General features: G+C 71.8%; 15 protein-coding genes. 2 read left to right on the top strand and 13 right to left on the bottom strand.

The window, feature by feature from the left end:
* Window positions 1–13 precede the first annotated feature (13 nt).
* Window positions 14–1,105, top strand: a complete 1,092-nt coding sequence (locus FEF34_RS29410; RefSeq protein WP_138055854.1) for a mechanosensitive ion channel family protein — start codon at window positions 14–16, stop codon at window positions 1,103–1,105.
* Between the two features lie 263 nt (window positions 1,106–1,368).
* Here the strand turns inward: FEF34_RS29410 and FEF34_RS29405 are convergent, their stop codons facing one another.
* From FEF34_RS29405 to FEF34_RS29385, 5 genes are all read right to left on the bottom strand, one after another.
* On the bottom strand, window positions 1,369–2,115 hold the full coding sequence (locus FEF34_RS29405; RefSeq protein ID WP_138055853.1) for an SDR family NAD(P)-dependent oxidoreductase: 747 nt from the start codon (window positions 2,113–2,115) through the stop codon (window positions 1,369–1,371).
* Window positions 2,116–2,640: 525 nt separating this feature from the next.
* Complete coding sequence (locus FEF34_RS29400) at window positions 2,641–3,150, bottom strand: GNAT family N-acetyltransferase (protein ID WP_138055852.1); 510 nt, start codon at window positions 3,148–3,150, stop codon at window positions 2,641–2,643.
* Window positions 3,147–4,088 carry an RluA family pseudouridine synthase gene (locus FEF34_RS29395; protein WP_138055851.1) on the bottom strand — a complete coding sequence of 314 codons (942 nt, stop codon included), beginning with the start codon at window positions 4,086–4,088 and terminating at the stop codon, window positions 3,147–3,149. The genes FEF34_RS29400 and FEF34_RS29395 overlap by 4 nt, the downstream gene beginning before the upstream one ends.
* Before the next feature lie 168 nt (window positions 4,089–4,256).
* Window positions 4,257–4,817, bottom strand: coding sequence for a signal peptidase II (lspA, locus tag FEF34_RS29390; RefSeq protein ID WP_138055850.1), 561 nt, complete (start codon window positions 4,815–4,817; stop codon window positions 4,257–4,259).
* A gap of 102 nt (window positions 4,818–4,919) precedes the next feature.
* Entirely contained in the window at window positions 4,920–6,122 is a 1,203-nt protein-coding gene (locus FEF34_RS29385; RefSeq protein ID WP_138055849.1) for a TraR/DksA family transcriptional regulator, read from the bottom strand.
* Between the two features lie 577 nt (window positions 6,123–6,699).
* Here FEF34_RS29385 and ileS point away from each other — a divergent pair.
* Window positions 6,700–9,855, top strand: a complete 3,156-nt coding sequence (gene ileS / locus FEF34_RS29375; RefSeq protein WP_138055848.1) for an isoleucine--tRNA ligase — start codon at window positions 6,700–6,702, stop codon at window positions 9,853–9,855.
* A 339-nt stretch (window positions 9,856–10,194) separates the two neighbouring features.
* Here ileS and FEF34_RS29370 read toward each other — a convergent pair whose 3' ends face one another.
* From FEF34_RS29370 to murG, 8 genes are all read right to left on the bottom strand, one after another.
* Window positions 10,195–11,277, bottom strand: a complete 1,083-nt coding sequence (locus FEF34_RS29370; RefSeq protein ID WP_138055847.1) for a DivIVA domain-containing protein — start codon at window positions 11,275–11,277, stop codon at window positions 10,195–10,197.
* Window positions 11,278–11,326: 49 nt separating this feature from the next.
* The gene (locus tag FEF34_RS29365; RefSeq protein WP_017947448.1) at window positions 11,327–11,623 is read right to left on the bottom strand and encodes a YggT family protein; all 297 of its coding nucleotides are present in this window, start codon (window positions 11,621–11,623) and stop codon (window positions 11,327–11,329) included.
* A 77-nt stretch (window positions 11,624–11,700) separates the two neighbouring features.
* Window positions 11,701–12,360, bottom strand: coding sequence for a cell division protein SepF (locus FEF34_RS29360; RefSeq protein WP_138055846.1), 660 nt, complete (start codon window positions 12,358–12,360; stop codon window positions 11,701–11,703).
* A 134-nt stretch (window positions 12,361–12,494) separates the two neighbouring features.
* Window positions 12,495–13,214 (bottom strand): YggS family pyridoxal phosphate-dependent enzyme, encoded by a 720-nt coding sequence (locus tag FEF34_RS29355; protein WP_138055845.1) that lies wholly within the window; start codon window positions 13,212–13,214, stop codon window positions 12,495–12,497.
* Window positions 13,211–13,936, bottom strand: coding sequence for a peptidoglycan editing factor PgeF (gene pgeF / locus FEF34_RS29350; RefSeq protein WP_138055844.1), 726 nt, complete (start codon window positions 13,934–13,936; stop codon window positions 13,211–13,213). The genes FEF34_RS29355 and pgeF overlap by 4 nt, the downstream gene beginning before the upstream one ends.
* Before the next feature lie 28 nt (window positions 13,937–13,964).
* The gene (gene ftsZ / locus FEF34_RS29345; RefSeq protein ID WP_138055843.1) at window positions 13,965–15,170 is read right to left on the bottom strand and encodes a cell division protein FtsZ; all 1,206 of its coding nucleotides are present in this window, start codon (window positions 15,168–15,170) and stop codon (window positions 13,965–13,967) included.
* A 280-nt stretch (window positions 15,171–15,450) separates the two neighbouring features.
* The gene (locus FEF34_RS29335; RefSeq protein WP_138055841.1) at window positions 15,451–16,251 is read right to left on the bottom strand and encodes a cell division protein FtsQ/DivIB; all 801 of its coding nucleotides are present in this window, start codon (window positions 16,249–16,251) and stop codon (window positions 15,451–15,453) included.
* Window positions 16,252–16,272: 21 nt separating this feature from the next.
* Window positions 16,273–17,361, bottom strand: a complete 1,089-nt coding sequence (gene murG / locus FEF34_RS29330) for an undecaprenyldiphospho-muramoylpentapeptide beta-N-acetylglucosaminyltransferase (protein WP_138055840.1) — start codon at window positions 17,359–17,361, stop codon at window positions 16,273–16,275.
* Window positions 17,362–17,365: the final 4 nt, after the last annotated feature.

Here is a 17,365-nt window from a genome sequence, read left to right as displayed (position 1 = left end):
TACGTTCGAGGGCATGGAGAACGTGCTGCGCCCGTTGATCGTCCTCGTCGGCTCGGTCCTGCTCACGCTGCTGCTGGGGTGGCTCGCCGATCTGCTGCTCCGGCGCGCGGACGCCCGCCACAGCGAGACCCCGCTGTGGGGGCTGCTGCGCCGCTGCCGGGTGCCGTTGCAGGTGGTGGTGCTGACCGGGCTGTTGCGAGGGACCTACACGGAGACCGCCGTCGAGGTCGTCGAACGGAACGAGGCCTTCATCGGCCATGTCCTGACGCTCGTCCTCATCGCCGCCTCGGCCTGGCTGGTGGTGCGGATCGCCGCGGCGGTGGTGGAGGCCTCGTACTCCCGCTTCGCCGCCACCTCCCGGGACCTCGCGCGGGTACGCCGGGTCCGCACCCAGGTCGCGCTGGTCCAGCGGATCGTCACCGCCCTGGTCGCCGTGGTGGCCTTGGCGTCGATGCTGCTGACCTTCCCCGGCATGGACAAGCTGGGAGCCTCGCTGCTGGCCTCCGCCGGTGTCCTCGGTATCGTCGCCGGTGTCGCGGCCCAGTCCACGCTGGGCAATCTCTTCGCCGGATTCCAGATCGCCTTCGGCGACATGGTGCGCATCGGGGACACCGTCGTCGTGGACGGCGAGTGGGGCACGGTGGAGGAGGTGACGCTCACCTTCCTCGCGGTGCGGACCTGGGACGAGCGGCGGATCACGATGCCTGTGTCGTACTTCACAAGCAAGCCGTTCGAGAACTGGTCGCGCGGCGGTGCGCAGATGACCGGGACGGTCTTCTTCCACCTCGACCACACGGCACCGGTGCACGAGATGCGTGAGAAACTCCACGACGTCCTGCGCGAGTGCCCGGCCTGGGACGGCCGCGACTGGTCGATCGCGGTCACGGACACCACACCGAACACGATGGTGGTGCGCGCCGTCGTCACCGCGAAGGACGCGGACGACATCTGGACGGTGCGGTGCGCCGTGCGCGAGCAGTTGATCGCCTGGCTCTGCGACCACCACCCGCACGCCCTCCCGCGCATCGCCACGTCCCAGGCGGTCCCCCCGCCCGCGACGCACACCCAGCCCGACACCCCCGCCCAGCGGACCGGCCGCGGGTAGCGTGCTGGACCGCTCCCGGGCGTCCCGTCGGGGTGGACGTCGCCTGACGCGGCACTAGGGCGAGTTGCGAAAGTAGCTCCGTCCGCCCGTAGGGCGGGGCCTGCGGCGTCTGGTGCATGGGGCCTCCCCCCGGCCCTCCGGGCCGAGGGGAAGATCGCAAGGCGGAGGATCATCCTCGTACTGGACGTACTCGGATGACTCCGACAACGCAGCGAGCGTGCGTGCCAGGCGTCGCGGGCCAGGAGGGACTTTCGCCACACGCCCTAGTGGCCGCGCTCCGCGCCGCCGTTGACCTGGACGACCTGGGACGTGATGTGGGACGCCGCGTGGGAGGCGAGCCAGTGGAGGGTCCGGGCCACGTCGCCGGGATGGCCCGGCCGGCCCGTGGACGTCTCGGCGATGAGCCGCATGCGGCGATCCTCGCCGATCCCGTCGCCGAAGAAGCCGGTCTCCTCGACGTAGCCGGGCGCCACCAGGTTGACCGTGATGCCGCGCGGCCCGAGCCGGCGGGCCAGGTCGTGCGCGTACGGGTGCAGAGCTGCCTTGGACGCCGCGTACGCGCCCGAGCCGGACCCCCGATAGGCCGCGATGGAGCTGAGGAAGAGCACGCGACCTCCGGGCGTGGCGAGGTGGCCCTCGAGTGCCTCGGTGAGGAGCACGGCGGTGAGGGTGTTGAGGCGGAAGTTGAGGGTCCAGTCGTGGGCGACCGCCTCCAGCGGGTCCTCGTACTCCGGCCGGTCCTCCAGCCCTCCGTTGCCGCCCGCGCTGTGGACGAGCACGTCCACCGTGCCGTACTCCCGGGCGGCGAACCCCGCGGCGCGGCGGGCCCCTTCGGGCTCACTGAGATCCGCGGCGCAGTAGCGCGCGCCCGGAATCCGCTCGGCCGCCCGCGCGAGCACCTCCTCGCGGCGCCCCAGCAGCAGTACCCGCTCGCCGTCAGCGGCGAACACCTCCGCCGTCGCGAGCCCGATTCCCGTACCCCCGCCACTGATCACCACGGTGCGCGCCATGAGCCGATCCTACGGCCGGCCGACCGCCCGGCGCCGGTCCGAAACCGCCCCGCCCGCGCGGCCGGTTCGTGGCGTGCCGCGCCCGAGCGGAGGTGCTCAGCGCGGACTGCGGACGTCCAGGCGCAGCAGGACGCGTTCGACGACCCCCGGGGCGGCCCCGGCTCGCTGCGTGCGGCCGGCACCTCGTGCCGGGCGGGCGACAGCGGGTTCAGGAGCGGCGCGGGCAGTCCGAGCCGCTCCCCGAGCGGCACGGTGATCACGGCCCCGGCAACAGCACGAACAGCGGGGCCGGTTGGTCCACGAGCACCTGTGGAACGGTCGGCTCTCCGATCAGCACATCCGGCGTGCCATGTGTTCCTCCCGACTCATCCGCATACGCCCGACCGGTCCGTCTGCTGTACGCCCGTCACCGGCCCGGGGCGGGGCACGCATTCGCCGCCCCGGCAACGGTCACTTCGGTGTCCGGCGGGGGCGTACGAGCGCGGCGGACGGTGCGGGCAGGGCGGGACTCGGGCGGAACGGCCGTCAGAGCGCTCGGCGCATGGCCCGGTGGGGGATGCCCGCGTCCGGGAACTCGGGACCGTAGGCCTCGTATCCCAGGCGCTCGTAGAACGCGAGCGCCTGGGTCTGCGCGTGCAGGTCGACCGCGGTGAGGCCGCGCTCACGGGCCGCGGACTCGATCGCGCGGACGAGTGCCACCCCGACGCCCCGGCCGCGCGCGACCCTGGTCACCGCGAGCCGCCCCAGCGAGCCGACCGACGGGTCGCCGCCGGTCCTGCCGGCCGCCGCCGGGCCGTGCAGCAGACGGCCCGTGCCCAGCGGGCCCTCCGGGCCGACGGCCAGGACGTGGATCGTGTCCGCGCCCTCGGCGTCGTACGCGTCGTACTCGATCTCCTGGGGCACCCGCTGCTCGACGACGAACACCTCCTTGCGCACCCTGAAGCAGGCCTCACGGTCCGCGGGATCCGTCGCCTCCCTCACGGCATAACCGCCCGGGGCGACGCCTTCCGGCGGGCGTTCCGCGTCCCCGCTCATGCGCTCTCCGCCGCGATCCGGTCCAGCGCCGCCTGCAGGTCCTCGGGATAGTCGCTGCCGAACTCGGCCCACCGGCCGTCCGCAGGATGCTCGAACCCCAGGCGCACCGCGTGCAGCCACTGCCGGGTCAGCCCCAGCCGCCGCGCCATCGTCGGGTCCGCCCCGTAGGTGAGGTCGCCGACGCACGGGTGCCGGTGGGCGGACATGTGAACCCGGATCTGGTGCGTGCGGCCGGTCTCCAGTTTGATGTCCAGCAGCGAAGCGGCGCGGAACGCCTCGATCAGGTCGTAGTGCGTGACGGAGGGCTTGCCCTCCGCGGTCACGGCCCACTTGTAGTCGTGCTGGGGGTGGCGGCCGATGGGCGCGTCGATCGTGCCGCTCAGCGGGTCCGGGTGGCCCTGCACCAGCGCGTGGTACCGCTTGTCGACCGTGCGCTCCCGGAACTGCTGCTTCAGCAGGGTGTACGCACGCTCCGACTTGGCGACCACCATCAGCCCGGACGTGCCGACGTCCAGCCGGTGCACGATGCCCTGCCGCTCGGCGGCGCCCGACGTCGAGATCCGGTACCCCGCCGCGGCCAGCCCGCCGATCACCGTCGGCCCCGTCCAGCCGGGGCTCGGGTGGGCGGCCACACCGACCGGCTTCACGATCACCACGATGTCCTCGTCGTCGTGCACGATCTCCATGCCCTCGACCGGCTCGGCGACGACCTGGACCGGCGCGGGGGCCTGCGGCATCTCGACCTCGAGCCAGGCACCGCCGCGCACCCGCTCGGACTTGCCCACGACCGAGCCGTCGACCTGGACCTTGCCCCCGGCGGCGAGCTCGGCCGCCTTCGTCCGGGAGAAGCCGAACATGCGCGATATGGCGGCGTCGACGCGCTCGCCCTCGAGACCGTCGGGAACGGGCAGGGTGCGGGTTTCGGGAATCGTGCTCACCCGTCGAGTATGCCTTGTCGGTCCCTGTGACCGGGCCCGCCTGTGGACAACCGGGCCCCGGGCCGCCCGGACCGGGCCGCCTGTGGACAACCGGACTCGGGTCCGCCCCGACCGCGGCCCCCGCCGCCGGTTCGGTCCCGTGACCGTCGCGGCCGGAGTCCGGCCGCCTCAGTCCTTGTGGACGGTGCCGTCCGGGTCCAGGCCCTTGAAGGACAGGATCACGATGAGGATGCCGCCGCACACGATCGCCGAGTCGGCCAGGTTGAACACGGCGAAGTGCTTCGGCGCGATGAAGTCGACGACCGCGCCCTCGAAGACCCCCGGCGAACGGAAGATCCGGTCCGTGAGATTGCCCAGCGCCCCGCCCAGCAGCATGCCGAGCGCGATGGCCCACGGCAGGCTGTAGAGCTTGCGCGCCAGCCGCGCGATCACCACGATCACCACCGCCGCGATGATCGTGAAGATGATCGTGAACGCCTCGCCGAAGCCGAACGCCGCTCCGGGGTTGCGGACCGCCTCGAACCGCAGCCAGTCACCGATCACCTGGATCGGCTGGTGGTGCTCCAGCTTGGCGACGACCACCATCTTGGTGACGAGGTCCAGCGCGTAGGCCACGGCGGCCACGGCGAACAGGGCGAAGATCCGGCGCCTGCCCCCGGGCCGCTCGGCGGGAGCCGCCGCCTCGTCGTCTACGTCCGGCGTACCGATGATGCGCTCCGCCTCTGCCACGTGAGTCCCTCAACCTAGGTGCCGACTGGTCACGAGGGTACGGCACACACGTGCGGACCCGGCTCCGGACACCGTGGAGGGGGCCCGGAGCCGGGGGCGGGCTCAGCCCCGACGCTCCTGCTTCTGCTTGTCCTCCACGCACAGCGTGGCCCGGGGGAACGCCTGCATCCGCGCCTTGCCGATCGGGTTGCCGCAGATCTCGCAGAGGCCGTACGTACCCGCGTCCAGCCGGTGCAGGGCCCGCTCGCTCTGCTCGACCATCTCGCGGGCGTTGGCGGCCAGCGCCATCTCGTGCTCCCGGGTGATGTTCTTGGTGCCGGTGTCGGCCTGGTCGTCCCCGGCGCCGTCCCCGGAGTCCCGCATCAGCCCGGTCAGCGCCTCCTCGGAGTGGCTGATCTCGGCCTGCAGCCGGGCCAGCTCGCTCTCCAGCTCGGCGCGCGCCTCGGCGACCTCCTCCGTCGTCCACGGGTCCTCCCCCGGCCGTACGGCGAGGTCTCCCGGTGCCGCGGCGACACGGGCCTGCGGCACCGGCGACGCGGTGTCCTCCGCGGCCGTACCGGACCCGCCCTCGCTCTTCTTGGCTGCCACCGTCCTGGCTCCCGTCTGCTTCGCGGCCTCGACCGCTTCCCCGGCCGCCGTGGCGGCCTTCCTGGCGCCTGCCCTCGCAGTCGCCTTCCTGCCCGGCGCCTTCGCGGCCGCGGCCGCCGAGCGCCCCGCCGTCTCCGTGCCGGCCGCGGTCTTGCGCGCGACCGCGCTCTTCCTCGTACCCGCGGCGGTCTTCCTGCCTTCGGTGGCCTTCGAGCCGGCGTCCGGAGCCTTCGAGCCCGTGCCCGAGGCCCTCCCGGTACCCGTGGCCCCCGAACCGGCGCCGGCCCGCGCGGCGGCCCGCGCGGTCGCCTTCCTCGCGGCCTTCCGGCCCGGATCCCTCGCCGGTGCCTCCGCGGCTTCCTTCGCCGGCTCCGCGGCCGCTTCCGCCCGCCGCTTCCCCGCCTCCTCGGCCGGGTGCTCCCGGGCGCGGCCCTTCGGGCTCCTCGCCGACTTCCCGGCCCCCGCGGACGGACCGGCGGCGGACCGCTTGGCCGCCGCCGCCGTGGTCTTCCGCGCGGCCTTCCTGGCGGGTTCCGCCGGCTTGGCCCCGGCCGCGTCGTGCGCGTTCGCGCCGGAGGGGACCGTCTTCGTCACCCTCCTGGTGGTCTTCTTCGCGACGGCGCTCTTCTTGCCGTTCGTCTCCTTGGCCGCCGCCCCCGCAGCGGCGGTGGACCTCGCTGACGCCGTCTTCTTCACGGCGGTCTTCTTCGCCACCATGGCCGCGGCCCCTTCACATATTGTGATCTTGCTCGCGAATCGTGCTGGGACGATAAATCGACCCCAGCGCCGCGGCAACGGGGCACGCCGCCTGTCCGGCCCGCCCCGCGCCTTCCCCAACGCGAGCCTGCATCCGTTGTGCCCAGCTCCCCGCCCCCTAATCCGCCGGGCGGGTGCCGCGCGGGACCCGCCGCGCCCCGTGTGGCCATTCGGGTCAAGCGCGGCCCGGCCTCCGACCCGTCCGCCGGCCGGGAAATCCGGTCGGCCCCCACGCGCCCGGGCCCGTACACTGGGCGAAGCGAAAGGCGTGGATGGGGACGAGTAGCGTCGTACGCAGCCATGAGCGACCCGGGGACGGTGAGAGCCCGGGGGCGAGCGCGGTGCGAAGGATCACCCCGGAGCCGCCGGAAGAACGCCCACGGGCAGCCCAGGGCCAGTAGAACCGGCATCGCGACCCCAATGAGGGGGCTGTCCGGCCACGCGCCGGAGGGCCAAGGAGGGTGGTACCGCGGGAGCGCAGCGCATCGGCTCTCGTCCCTCCGACGGAAGAGACACACTCCGTTGGAGGAGCCCGTACATGACGCCGCCGCAGTACCGCCAGGTGCCCGCCCAGGTCGACCTGCCCGCGCTCGAGCACGCCGTGCTCGACTTCTGGCGTGAGAGCAAGGTCTTCGCGAAGAGCCTCGAGCAGTCCGAGGGCCGCCCCGAGTGGGTCTTCTACGAGGGCCCGCCCACGGCCAACGGCATGCCCGGCGCCCACCACATCGAGGCCCGCGTCTTCAAGGACGTCTTCCCCCGCTTCCGGACCATGCGGGGCTACCACGTGGCCCGCAAGGCCGGCTGGGACTGCCACGGGCTGCCGGTCGAGCTCGCCGTCGAGAAGGAGCTCGGCTTCAACGGCAAGAAGGACATCGAGGCGTACGGCATCGCGGAGTTCAACGCGAAGTGCCGCGAGTCCGTGACCCGCCACACCGACGCCTTCGCCGAGCTGACGACCCGCATGGGCTACTGGGTCGACCTCGACGAGGCGTACCGGACCATGGACCCCGAGTACGTCGAGTCCGTGTGGTGGTCCCTGAAGGAGATCTTCGGCAAGGGCCTGCTCGTCCAGGACCACCGCGTCGCCCCCTGGTGCCCGCGCTGCGGCACCGGGCTGTCCGACCACGAGCTGGCGCAGGGCTACGAGACCGTCGTCGACCCGTCCGTCTTCGTCCGCTTCCCGCTGACCTCCGGCCCGCTCGCGGGCGAGGCGTCGCTGCTGGTCTGGACGACGACCCCGTGGACGCTGGTGTCCAACACCGCGGTGGCCGCCCACCCCGGGGTCACCTACGTGGTGGCCACGAACGGCGAGGAGAAACTCGTCGTCGCCGAGCCGCTGCTGGAGAAGGCCCTCGGTGAAGGCTGGGAGGCCACGGGCCGGACCTTCACCGGCTCCGAGATGGAGCGCTGGGGCTACCGCCGGCCGTTCGAGCTCGTCGAGTTCCCGGCCCCGGCGCACTTCGTGGTCAACGCCGAGTACGTCACGACCGACGACGGCACCGGTCTCGTCCACCAGTCCCCCGCCTTCGGTGAGGACGACCTCAAGGTCTGCCGCGCCTACGAGCTCCCCGTGGTGAACCCGGTCCGACCCGACGGCACCTTCGAGGAGGACGTGCCCCTGGTCGGCGGCGTGTTCTTCAAGAAGGCCGACGAAGCGCTCACCCAGGACCTGGACGCCCGCGGCCTGCTCTTCCGGCACGTCCCGTACGAGCACAGCTACCCGCACTGCTGGCGCTGCCACACGGCGCTGCTCTACTACGCGCAGCCGTCGTGGTACATCCGCACGACCGCGGTCAAGGACCGGCTCCTCGAGGAGAACGAGAACACCAACTGGTTCCCGGAGTCGGTCAAGCACGGCCGGTACGGCGACTGGCTCAACAACAACATCGACTGGGCGCTGTCCCGCAACCGCTACTGGGGCACCCCGCTGCCGATCTGGCGCTGCGAGGAGGACCACCTCACCTGCGTCGGCTCGCTCGCCGAGCTGGGCGAGCTCACCGGGGCGGACCAGTCGGGCCTGGACCCGCACCGGCCGTTCATCGACGCCGTCACCTTCGCCTGCCCGCAGTGCTCCTCGACGGCGACACGGGTGCCCGAGGTCATCGACGCGTGGTACGACTCCGGGTCCATGCCGTTCGCGCAGTGGGGCTACCCGTACCGGAACAAGGACATCTTCGAGAAGCGCTACCCGGCGCAGTTCATCTCCGAGGCGATCGACCAGACCCGCGGCTGGTTCTACACGCTGATGGCGGTCGGCACGCTGGTCTTCGACAAGTCGTCGTACGAGAACGTGGTCTGCCTGGGCCACATCCTCGCCGAGGACGGCCGCAAGATGTCCAAGCACCTGGGCAACATCCTGCAGCCGATCCCGCTCATGGACCAGCACGGCGCCGACGCCGTGCGCTGGTTCATGGCCGCAGGCGGCTCGCCGTGGGCGGCCCGCCGGGTGGGCCACGGCACGATCCAGGAGGTCGTGCGAAAGACGCTGCTGACCTACTGGAACACGGTGGCCTTCCAGGCACTGTACGCCCGGACCTCGGGCTGGGCGCCGTCCACCGCCGACCCGGCTCCGGCGGAGCGCACGGTGCTCGACCGCTGGCTGCTCTCCGAGCTGCACGCGCTGGTCGACCAGGTGACGCAGGCGCTGGAGGCGTACGACACCCAGCGCGCCGGCAAGCTGATCTCGTCATTCGTGGACGATCTGTCGAACTGGTACGTACGCCGCTCGCGCCGCCGGTTCTGGCAGGGCGACGCGGCCGCGCTGCGCACGCTCCACGACGTGATCGAGACCGTCACGCGGCTGATGGCCCCGCTGACCCCGTTCATCACGGAGCGGGTGTGGCAGGACCTGGTGGTTCCGGTGAGGCCGGACGCCCCGGAGTCCGTGCATCTCTCGACCTGGCCGGAGGCGGACCTCTCCGCCGTCGACCCGGAGCTGTCCCAGCAGATGGCGCTGGTCCGCCGGCTGGTCGAGCTGGGCCGTGCCACGCGCGCGGAGTCGGGTGTGAAGACCCGCCAGCCGCTGTCGCGGGCACTCGTCGCGGCCCCGGGATTCGACTCCCTGTCGCCGGAACTGCACGCGCAGATCACCGAGGAGCTCAACGTCTCCTCCTTGGCGTCGCTGACTGATTCCTCCGCCGGTCCAGCGGGCGGCGGATCGCTGGTCGATACGACGGCGAAGGCGAACTTCCGGGCTCTGGGCAAGCGTTTCGGGAAGGGCGTGCAGGACGTCGCGAAGGCCGTGGCCGCGGCGGACGCGGCGGCGCTGTCTCTGGCACTGCGGTCCGGCTCGGCCGTGATCGAGGTCGGCGGCGAGGAGGTGACCCTGTCCCCGGAGGAGGTCATCATCACGGAGACCCCGCGCGAGGGCTGGTCGGTCGCCTCCGACCAGGGCGCCACGGTAGCGCTCGATCTGGAGATCACTCCGGAGCTGCGGCGGGCGGGCCTCGCCCGCGACGCGATCCGGCTGATCCAGGAGGCGCGCAAGAACAGCGGCCTGGACGTCGCCGACCGCATCGCGCTCCGCTGGTCCTCCTCGGACGCCGAGGTCGCCTCGGCTCTCACGGACCACTCCGGGCTGATCGCGGACGAGGTCCTCGCGACGGACTTCGCGACGGGTGAGGGCGACGACGCGTACGGCTCCCCGTTCACGGACGAGGGTCTGTCGCTGACGTTCCGCCTCCGCAAGGCGTAACCCGCACCGCGCCTCGCATCGTGGGTCCGGCTCCTTCGGGGGCCGGACCCTTTCGCGTCGGGCGTCCGCGCGGCACGCGCCGGCAGGGCAGCGCCTTCGACACGGACCGTGGACGCGGGGCACGGCCCCCGCCGTCCGCGGGCCATGCCTCCCACGGCCGCAGGGGTAAGGCCCCGCACCGGGGGACGTCACGCCCACGTGCCCGGCCACGCCCCGGATCGCGGCGCCCGCCGCCGCGCAGTCCGAGCGCAAGAACGGGCCGGGCCCGGGACGTTGGTCCCGGGCCCGGCCCGTTTCAGCCTGCCGACGGCCGAGCGCGCTCCGCGCCGTGGCCCGCCGTCAGTTGTCGTCCTCGTCGATGAGGAAACCGCGCATCGGCGACGGCGCCTGCTGCATCGGCTGCGGACCGCCCTGCGGCCGCACCGGTGCCATCGGCTGGGTCATCGCCGGAGACATCTGCTGCTGACCGCCGTACGACGGGGCGCCGCCCATGCCCTGGTTGCCGCCCATCGCCTGGTTCCCGCCGAAGGAGGGGGCACCGGCGCCGGCCGGAGCCATCGACGGGGACGGGGGCAGCGACGCGGCCGCCGGAGTCCGCGGCGGGGCCAGCGAGTCGTCGGACTGGGTCTCCAGCTGGCGCAGCTGGCTCTCCAGGTACGACTTCAGTCGGGTGCGGTACTCGCGCTCGAAGCCGCGCAGGTCCTCGACCTTGCGCTCAAGCGTGGCGCGGGCGGACTCGAGCGAGCCCATCGCGACGCGGTGCTTCTCCTGCGCGTCCCGCTCCAGCGCGTCGGCCTTGGCGCGGGCGTCCCGCTCCAGGCCCTCGGCACGGGACCGGGCCTCGCCGACGATCTTGTTGGCCTCGGAACGGGCCTCCGCGATCGCCTGGTCGGCGGTCTGCTGAGCCAGCGACAGCACGCGCGCGGCGCTGTCGCCGCCCGGGCCCTGGCCCGGGAGCTGCGGGCCGCCGTGACCGCCCATGGGGCCGCCCATCGGACCGCCCATGGGACCACCCTGCATCGGGCCGGGCCCCATCGGACCACCCTGCGGGTGCCCCTGGGGACCGTGACCACCGGGACCGGCCGGCAGCTGAGGAGCTCCACCGGGCAGCTGGGGGGGACCCATCTGCGGGGGCTGCTGCTGGACCGGGGGTCCGGATATGGCGGCGGGCACGGGAGCGCCGGGACCGCGGCCGTCCTGCGGCTCCGGCGGCTTGCGCATGCCCTGCTGCTGCTGGTTCTGCGCGGCCGCACGGGTCGCCGCCGCCAGCTTTGCGCGCAGGTCCTCGTTCTCTCGGAGGAGGCGCGTCAGCTCGGCTTCGACCTCGTCGAGAAAGGCATCGACCTCGTCCTCGTCATAGCCTTCTCGGAGGCGGACGGTCGTGAACTGCTTGTTCCGCACGTCCTCGGGGGTCAGCGGCATCTCTACTTCACCTCTACGTAGTCGTCGGCAGTCGGCAAGACCCTGTCGTTCACATCCCTCTCCCCACGCTGCTCACGACGGAGATCAGGATGTAAACGATGATCATCAGAACGAAGAAGGACAGATCGAGTGCCACGCCCCCGAGACGCAGCGGCGGAATGAACCGCCGCAGAAGCTTGAGCGGTGGATCGGTGACAGTGTAGGTGGCCTCCAGAACGACCACCATCGCCCTCCCGGGTTGCCACGAGCGGGCGAACTGGAAGACGTAGTCCATGACCAGCCGGAAAATCAGCACGATGAGGAAGCACATCAGAGCGATGTAGATCACCTGCAGTGCGACGCTCATCCCGCGCTTCCCTCTCCCCTGGCTCTCGTTGCCGGCCTTGCGGCCGGGTCGTTCCCTCGGTCGTGTTCTGGCTCGTTCTAGCTCTGGTTGAAGAACCCGCCCTCTGCGATGCGGGCCTTGTCCTCCGCCGTGACATCGACGTTAGCAGGCGAGAGGAGGAAGACTTTCTGAGTCACCCGCTCAATGCTGCCATGGAGGCCGAAGACGAGTCCCGCGGCAAAGTCGACAAGTCGCTTCGCATCGGTGTCGTCCATCTCGGTCAGATTCATGATCACCGGGGTGCCCTCGCGGAAGTGTTCCCCGATGGTACGGGCCTCGTTGTAGGTCCGCGGGTGCAGCGTGGTGATGCGGTACGGCTCCCGCTCGGACACAACCTTGGGCATGATCACCGGTGCGTTCTTCTCCAGACTGGGACGTTCAGGTGTGATGGATGCCACGGGGGCGATTCGTGCGGGACGTCCGGATTCCGCGGAGAGCGGAGTGGACAGCGGTGCGGACGCCGGCGCGGACGCGTGAGCCGGTCGCGGCGCGGACTCACGCGGCGCCGGGGGCTGGACCACGCGCACCGGTTCTTCCCGTTCCACCTGATGCGGGGGCTGGTGGCGCCGACGGTCCCGCTCGGGCTCCGGCTCCATCTCGGGTTCGAAGTCGTCATCGGGGTCGAATCCCCGGCCGTCGTACCCATCGTCCTCCACGAGGCCGAGGTAGACCGCCATCTTGCGCATCGCGCCGGCCATTCTCTGAGTCCTCCGCTCTGTGGTGGATCGGCTTCGTTCGGCTACGTCACCAAGTGCCCGCGATCCACTCGGCCCGTCCGCCTTTCGACGGAAATGACCATATTTTCTGCTGTGGTCCGACTTGCTTCGCGACGTTACCCGAGCCGGGGTCGGACTCCGAGCACCGCCGTACCGACGCGCACGTGTGTCGCTCCGGCCGCCACGGCCTGCTCGAGGTCCGCACTCATCCCTGCCGAGACCATGTTCGCAGCCGGACGGTCCGCGCGCAGGCGGGATGAGAATTCCATCAGCCGCTCGAAAGCGGCCTGTTGACGCCCTGCATAAGGCCCCTCGAGCGGGGCGACCGTCATCAGTCCGTCGAGCCGGAGCCCGGGGGCCCCGTCCACCGCGGCGGCCAACTCCCCGATGTCGCAGGGCGCGACACCGCCGCGGTCGCCCTGCCGCCCGGACTCCGCGTCGAGGGCGACCTGGATGAGGCAGCCCAGTTCCCGTTCGGCGCGGACCGCCGCCGCGGACAGGGCGCGGACGAGCTTCAGCCGGTCCACGGACTGCACGATATCGGCATAACCGGCAACGGAACGGGCCTTATTGGTCTGAAGCTGACCGACGAAGTGCCAGGTGAGCGACAGATCCGAGCAGGCAGCCGCCTTCGGGGCCGCCTCCTGGTCCTTGTTCTCGGCGACGTGCCGCACACCGAGTTCGTGCAGCAGGCGGACGTCGCTCGCGGGGTAGGTCTTGGTGACCACGATGAGGGTCACCTCCTCCCGCTTGCGTCCGGCCGCTGCACAGGCGGAGGCGATACGTTCCTCCACCCGCGCGAGGTTCTCGGCGAGTTCGGTCCTGCGGTCGGTCATGCGTCGTCTCTTTCGCGGTCCAGCCAGACATATCCGGCGAGCCGCCCGGTGGTGCGGTCGCGTCGGTAGGAGAAGTGGTCTCCCGACTCCAGTGTGCAGACCGGCGACGCACTCCGGTCACGTACGCCGAGCGCTTCGAGCTGGGCGTGCACTCCGGCGGCGACGTCCACGGCCGGGGTGCCCCAGCTGGTCTCGGCCCAGGCCGCCGGCTCGGCCTCGGCGACCTGCGCCCGCATGGTCTCGGGCACTTCGTAGCACCGCCCGCAGACCGAGGGCCCGGTCCGGGCGGCGATGCGGGACGGTTCGGCGCCGAGCCGGACCATCGCCTCGACCGCGGCGGGCACCACCCCGGTCACCATCCCGGGGCGTCCGGCGTGGGCCGCGCCCACCACTCCGGCGACCGGGTCGGCGAGCAGTACCGGCGTGCAGTCGGCGGTGAGGACCGCGAGCGGAAGCCCGCGCCGGGAGGTGACCACCGCGTCGACGGCCGGGATGTCCGGGCCGGTCCAGGGCCCGTCGACGACGGCGACGTCCCGGCCGTGCACCTGGTTCATCCAGACGACGAGCCCCGGGTCGATGCCCAGCCGCCCGGATGCGAGCTCCCGGTTCGTACGGACGGCGACGTGGTCGTCACCGACCGCGCCGCCGAGATTGAGCTCGTCGTACGGAGCGGCGCTCACCCCGCCCCACCGGTCGGTGAAGGCGAAGTGGGCGCCGCTCACTCTGTTGTGCTCCCCTATCACTTCAAGGTCACTTCAGGAAGTCCGGGACGTCCAGTTCCTCGGCCGAGCTGTCGTACGGCCGGGCCGGCGGCACCTGCGGCGACGGGGCCTGCGGGACGGAGGCCTCGTTCGCCGCGGGGGCCGGCTCCGCGGGGGCGGGCTCCTCGCGCGGCGATACGGTGCCGAGTCCGCCGAGGGAGCGGGCCGGCTCCGGCCGGGCGGCCGGCGCGGGCTCCTCGCGCTTGGCGGAGGAGGAACCGATCACGTTCTCGCGGCGGGCGGGGGGCTGGCCGCCGTCGAAGCCGGCCGCGATGACGGTGACCCGCACCTCGTCGCCCAGGGCGTCGTCGATGACGGCGCCGAAGATGATGTTGGCCTCGGGGTGGGCGGCCTCGCTCACCAGCTGAGCGGCCTCGTTGATCTCGAACAGGCCGAGGTCCGAACCACCGGAGATCGAGAGCAGTACGCCGCGGGCGCCGTCGATGGACGCCTCCAGCAGCGGCGAGGAGATCGCCATCTCGGCCGCGGCCACCGCTCGGTCGTCGCCGCGGGCCGAGCCGATGCCCATGAGGGCGGAGCCGGCCTCGGACATGACGGACTTGACGTCGGCGAAGTCGAGGTTGATGAGACCGGGCGTGGTGATGAGGTCGGTGATGCCCTGGACGCCGGACAGCAGCACCTGGTCCGCGGACTTGAACGCGTCGAGCACGCTGACCTGGCGGTCCGAGATGGACAGCAGCCGGTCGTTCGGGATGACGATGAGGGTGTCGACCTCTTCGCGGAGCTCGGCGATGCCGTCCTCCGCCTGGTTGGCGCGGCGGCGGCCCTCGAAGGTGAAGGGCCGGGTGACCACACCGATGGTGAGGGCACCGAGCGAACGCGCGATGTTGGCCACGACGGGTGCGCCGCCGGTGCCGGTGCCGCCGCCTTCGCCGGCGGTGACGAAGACCATGTCGGCCCCCTTGAGGACCTCCTCGATCTCCTCTCGGTGGTCCTCTGCCGCCTTGCGACCGACTGCCGGGTTGGCTCCGGCCCCGAGCCCGCGGGTGAGTTCGCGGCCGACGTCGAGCTTGACGTCGGCGTCGCTCATCAGCAGGGCTTGCGCGTCGGTGTTGATCGCGATGAACTCGACGCCCTTGAGGCCGACCTCGATCATTCGGTTGATGGCATTGACACCACCGCCGCCGACACCGATGACCTTGATGACTGCGAGGTAGTTCTGCGGTGCTGCCACGTCGAAGGCCTCTCGCCTCGAGTTACGAGTCGCCGCTTCGCGGTGGTGGCCGCGCCGCGACGACGGATGCCGATTGGGACGGTCCGAAATGCCGACCCAAACCCTAACGTTGAAGTTTAGGGTTACCAGTGTCTCTGCTTCCTGGACTCTCTCGAACGAGACACTAAGTCGACAAGTGGCGTGCGTTCAACGAACACGCCGAACCTCCCGTTTTTCTTTTCACCCTATGTGATCAGCCGTTGCGCTGACCAACCAGGGTGCTGGCCTGCGCATTTGTGCGTCAACTCGCCGACGCGGCAGGGGCGGTGGGGGCACTCACGTCGAAATGCCGCGCACGGGGAGCGGCCTTCATCAGGGCGCTGAGCGTACGGGCCTTGACCTCGCCGTCCTCGCTGCTGCCCCACATCACCTCACGGTCGCGCGTCAACTTGAGAGTGAGGGAATCGTACGAAATGACTTGTACGCTCCGGAGGTCCCCGGCGATCCCGGCGGGGAGTTGGGAGACGACCAGTGCCGCCCCCTCCAGCAGCCGCCGGCCCCCGAAGCGCGCGGCGCTGGGTGACTGATTCTCCGCCATCTCCACCAGCGGTACACCTTTGGGCGCCTTGTCCACCGTGGCGAACCGGACGCCCTTGGTGTCGACTTCGACGAACCGGGCACCCTTGCGCATGAGGAGAACGGGCACCCGCTCCGTCACCCGGAGCACGACTCCGTGCGGCCACGAGCGTTCGACCTCGACCGAGTCGATGCGCGCGAGCCGGTCACGGAGCCGGTGCCCGATGCCGTCCAGATCCACGGAGACCAGAGGGGTTCCGAGCGGCACACCCGCCGCCTCCTCGACCTCACGGGGCGTCAGGACCCTTGTGCCGGAGACCTCCACCTGCTCGGCCCGGACCCAGGAGGAGCCGTACAGCACCCACAGGCCGCCGCCGGCGAGAACGGCGGCGGCGACCAGGGGGAGCAGGAACCGGGGGACGGGGAGCCGGGGGCGGCGCGGGGCCGGGCCCCTGCGGAGCCGGCCGGGCGACGACGGTCCGTTCGGCCTGCGGGTGCCGCGTTCGGCGGTCGTCGGTCCGGCCATGCTCCCTGCCCTTCGCCGTGCCTATCGGCGCGAGGCGATCGCCTCGTAGACCATTCCGACAAGCAGATCGTCTGCGTCCCGGCGCCCGAACTCGGCTGCGGCACGGGACATCTCGTACAGCCGGTGCGGATCGGCGAGCACCGGGAGCACATGGCCCTGGACCCACTCGGGGGTCAGCTCGGCGTCGTCGACCAGCAGCCCGCCGCCGGCCTTCACCACGGGCTGCGCGTTGAGCCGCTGTTCGCCGTTGCCGATCGGCAGCGGTACGTACGCGGCGGGCAGGCCCACGGCGGAGAGTTCGGCGACCGTCATGGCGCCCGCACGGCACAGCATCATGTCGGCTGCGGCGTACGCGAGATCCATCCGGTCCACGTACGGTACCGGGATGTAGGGCGGCATCCCGGGCATGTTGTCCGCGTGCGGCAGTTCGTTCTTCGGCCCGACCGCGTGCAGGACCTGGATACCGGAGCGCTGGAGCAGCGGAGCGACCTGCTGGACCACCTCGTTGAGGCGGCGGGCGCCCTGCGAACCGCCCGAGACCAGCAGTGTCGGCAGATTGGGGTCCAGGCCGAAGGCGGCACGCGCCTCGGGCCGGACACGGGCCCGGTCGAGGGTGGCGATGGAGCGGCGCAGCGGGATCCCGACGTAGCGCGCGCCCCGCAGCTTGCTGTCGGGCGTCGACACGGCGACCGCGGCGGCGTACCGCGAACCGATCTTGTTGGCCAGGCCGGGGCGGGCGTTGGCCTCGTGGACGACGATGGGCACCCCGAGCCGCTTGGCGGCCAGGTATCCGGGCAGCGCGACATACCCGCCGAAGCCCACGACGGCGTCCGCCTTCGTGCGCTCCAGGATCTGCTCGGCGGCCTTGATCGTGCCGCGCAGCCGGCCCGGGACGGTGATCAGCTCGGGCGTCGGTTTGCGCGGCAGCGGCACGGCGGGGATCAGCGCCAGCTCGTAACCCCGCTCGGGGACGAGCCGGGTCTCCAGGCCGCGCTCGGTACCGAGGGCCGTGATGCCCATCGTCGGATCCTGCCTCCGCAGGGCGTCCGCGAGGGCGAGCGCGGGCTCGATGTGGCCGGCGGTCCCCCCGCCGGCGAGTACGACATGCACCGAA

Source organism: Streptomyces marianii (genome assembly GCF_005795905.1).
GTDB classification, from domain to species: domain Bacteria; phylum Actinomycetota; class Actinomycetes; order Streptomycetales; family Streptomycetaceae; genus Streptomyces; species Streptomyces marianii.
Note: the sequence above shows the minus strand (reverse complement) of the source record. Positions and strands in the feature narration are given on the sequence as shown.